General features: G+C 42.4%; 1 protein-coding gene. It reads left to right on the top strand.

The window, feature by feature from the left end:
- Nucleotides 1-616: 616 nt before the first annotated feature.
- Nucleotides 617-4,114 (top strand): PA14 domain-containing protein, encoded by a 3,498-nt coding sequence (locus tag GNE10_RS32415; protein WP_185570096.1) that lies wholly within the window; start codon nt 617-619, stop codon nt 4,112-4,114.
- Nucleotides 4,115-4,244 lie beyond the last annotated feature (130 nt).

Below are 4,244 nucleotides of genomic sequence, written 5' to 3'. Positions count from 1 at the left end.
TACATATTCAATTATGAATATTTCAACAAAATTGTATAGAAGACATAGACATAATACGGTCATGTAATGTCAAATGTTGAATTAATTGGGCTGACCAATACACGTCAATGTAAAAGTGAGGTATTATAAAATCACTTACGTATATACTTACTTCTATAGAATACTGAGTTCTTTGTCTAGAAATTTCATATGATTGTATATCAGGTGAAATTATCAATTTCTCCTGTGATTTACATTGTTTAAGTAAATTCAACAAACTTCAAATCTGAAATTTTTAGAAAATTTAATCGTGGCTAACGCCTCATATAGCGAGTCTCTAGTATTTCTAGTTATACATATTTTCCTATATATCTGCTTGTTTTTAGTGGAGATATAGGAAGATGTGTTGCTGTATGCTGATTGATTTTAGCTGGTTAAAATTACGCAACAAAAAACTCGAATTCAATGGCAAAGTAAGAGATAAAAAATGTGTATTAGCATTGATTAATATATGAATAAGTAAGTAAATTCCATTAGGGTGGCTACACATTATTTCTTCACAACATTCGATGAAAAACTAATCCCAAATAATTGATTGTGGCATTAGTTTTAGCTCTATTATGAGGCATATATATCAATGGACAATTTACAGAATCAAAATAATCCACTGTCTTCAACACCTACAAGTCCGGTAATTGGTGGTCAATCATCTCTAGCAGCCCTGGATCAAGCACAACCAAGTATATTGGGTGGGTCTAGTAGCCTTATTTCTCAAGGAAATGGACTCAAAGGAGAATACTTTGACAACGTTGATTTTACCAACCTGAAGCTAACTCGCACAGATAGCACAGTAAACTTCTCGTGGGGTAATGCTTCTCCAGACCAACTCATTGGTGCAGATACCTTCTCAGTACGTTGGACTGGTCAGGTAGAAGCTAAGTACAGCGAAACTTATAACTTCTACACCAGAAGCGATGATGGTGTGCGGCTGTGGGTGAATAATCAACTGCTGATTGATAACTTCGTCAACCAATCAGCCACAGAAGTTGTGGGTTCCGTTGCCTTAGTTGCAGGTCAAAAGTACGATATTAAACTTGAGTACTTCGACAACACCTACTCTGCCCTTTCTCAACTATCTTGGTCTAGCACCTCTCAAGCCAAAGAAATTATTCCTCAGTCACAACTTTATAGTCAGGTCAATACACCAGTTGGTAATGGTAACGGACTCAAAGGAGAATACTTTGACAACGCTGATTTTACGAACCTGAAGGTCACTCGCACAGATAGCACAGTGAACTTTTTGTGGGGTAGTGGTTCTCCAGATCCCCTCATCGCCCCAGACACCTTTTCAGTGCGTTGGAGTGGTCAGGTAGAAGCTAAGTACAGCGAAACTTATAACTTCTACACCAGAAGTGATGATGGTGTGCGGCTGTGGGTGAATAATCAACTGCTCATCGATAACTTCGTCAATCAATCAGCCACAGAACTTGTGGGTTCCGTTGCCCTAGTGGCAGGTCAAAAGTACGATATTAAACTTGAGTACTTCGATAACACTTACTCTGCCCTTTCTCAACTATCTTGGTCTAGCACCTCTCAAGCCAAAGAAATTATTCCTCAGTCACAACTTTATAGTCAGGCCAGTACACCAGTCAGTAATGGTAACGGACTGCAAGGAGAATATTTTGACAACGCTGATTTCACCAACTTGAAGCTAACTCGCACCGATAGCACAGTGAACTTTTTGTGGGGTAGTGGTTCTCCAAGTCCCGTCATAGCGCCAGACAGCTTCTCGGTGCGTTGGACTGGTCAGGTAGAAGCTAAGTACAGCGAAACTTATAACTTCTACACCAGAAGCGATGATGGTGTGCGCTTATGGGTGAATAATCAACAGCTCATCAATAATTTCGTCAACCAATCAGCCACAGAACTTGTGGGTTCCATCGCCCTAGTTGCAGGTCAGAAGTACGATATTAAACTTGAGTACTTCGACAATGCTTACTCTGCCCTTTCTCAACTATCTTGGTCTAGCACCTCTCAAACCAAAGAAATTATTCCTCAGTCGCAACTTTATTCTCCAGTTTTACCAACCACTATCACCTTAAGTACATCTCCCACCAGTGTGAACGAAGGTGATGGTAATGTGACTGTGACTGTACTGAGAACTGGTGATTTAAGTGGTGTATCTACGGTTCAGTATGCCACCTTGGGTAATACCGCAACAGCAGGGGATGACTACGCCAATGGTGGAGAAGAAATAGGCGGGACACTCACCTTTGCACCAGGAGAAAGCAGCAAACAGATCGTCATTCCCATCTTTGATGATTCATTAGCAGAACCAGATGAGAATTTTAGTGTGGCTATCGATCAGCCAGAGGGTGCAACATTAGGAATTCAAAGAACTCTCGGAATCACGATTAAAGATAATGATAGCCAAGGTCTGAATTTTACTCAGCCATTAGTGAATGAGAATGATGGTACGGCGACGGTAACAGTGACACGGGGTAATGCTTCGGCAGCAGCTAGTGTAAACTACACAACTGTGGATGGAACTGCTAAAGCCGGATCTGACTATGTGGCTTTATCTGGAACCTTGAACTTTGCAGTGGGAGAAACCAGTAAGAATATTTCCATTGTTCTCAAAGATGATTCCGTCACAGAACCCGATGAAAGCTTCACCTTGAAGTTTAGTAACGCAGTTGGGGTGTTGCTACCTATTACTCAGACCACAATCACGATTGCCGATAATGACTTGGGTGAGTTTCAAAGACAAACTGTAGTTTCTGGCTTGACTACACCTATAGACTTTGGTTGGTCAGCTGACGATAAGCTGATGTTCATTGCCCAGAAAGATGGTGTAGTCAAGGTGTTCAACTCCACTACAAAAGTCTTAGAATCAAAGCCATTTATTGATATTTCATCACAGGTAAATAACATATCCGATCGCGGGTTGTTAAGTTTGGCAGTACATCCAGATTTTGGCAAGAATCCCAATGGCAACAACTACGTTTATTTATTGTTTACCTATGACCCAGTAGAAACAAATCCCAACAATCCCAAAAATAATCCCAATAGCAACTTAGACGATCCCGATAGGCGAGGTAACCGTGCAGCACGCCTAGTTAGAGTCACAGCCGATCCCAGCACTGGTTACAAAACAGCGATCGCTGGCAGTGAAGTTATACTATTAGGCAAAAATAGCACTTGGCAGTACATCAGTCGCCCAGACAAAGACAGCACATTCGTCGATCCTACCGATGAAACCAAGAATGAAGCACCATCAGGCATTGTAAACAAAACCACTGGCAAATTGTTTGCCAACGCCCAGGAATATGTGGATGCTCTGGAAAACAATAACATCAGAAACATCCAAGATTTCATAGCAACCGATAGTGCAACTCACTCCGGTGGTAGTGTGCGCTTTGGTAACGATGGTACTCTGTTTGTGAGTGTTGGTGATGGTACTTCCTACAACCGAGCAGACATTCGAGCCGCTCGCGTCCAGGATATCGATAATTTATCAGGTAAAATCTTGCACATTGACGCCATCACCGGTCAAGGTTTAGCAACCAATCCTTTCTACAACGGCGACGCCAACAGTAATCGTTCCAAAGTTTATGACTTGGGTCTGCGTAACCCCTTCCGCTTCACCGTCAATCAACAAACTAATGTACCTTTTATCGGCGATGTCGGTTGGTACAAGTGGGAAGAAGTGAATGTTGGCGGCCCCGGTAAAAACTTTGGCTGGCCATTCTATGAAGGTGGTGTTGATTCAAATGGCAACCTCATCAACATCAAACAAAACGCCTATTCTAATCTCGGCATAGCCAAGGAGTTCTACGATAGCGGTACACAAGTGACAGCACCAATTTACTCCTACGATCATTTAGCTGGTTCTACTTCCGTGGGCGTCGGTACTTTTTACACTGGTGGCAACTTTAACAACGCCTTGATGATCTTCAATCCCACCAAGGGAACCATCACCGCTTTAACATTAAACAACCAGAACAAAGTTGTTGCAACTACACAGTTTGCTTCCAATTTAGGAGCGCCTGTGAGCGTTCAGGCTGGAGATGATGGCAAGTTGTACTACGTAGACTTGATCTCAGGTAAGATTGACAGCTGGACACCTGTTTAGAGTAGGTGGGGAGATGGGGGAGCAGGAGAGGTTTAGTAGTCTGCCAACCCAAAAATGTTAGGTGGAAGTTGGGTAAAGGTTAAAGGGAAAAGGGGAAAGGGGAGATGGAAAGATGGGGGAGTGTGGGGAG

The sequence above is a fragment of the Nostoc sp. 2RC genome (genome assembly GCF_014222165.1).
GTDB classification, from domain to species: Bacteria; Cyanobacteriota; Cyanobacteriia; order Cyanobacteriales; family Nostocaceae; genus Nostoc; species Nostoc linckia.
Note: the sequence above shows the minus strand (reverse complement) of the source record. Positions and strands in the feature narration are given on the sequence as shown.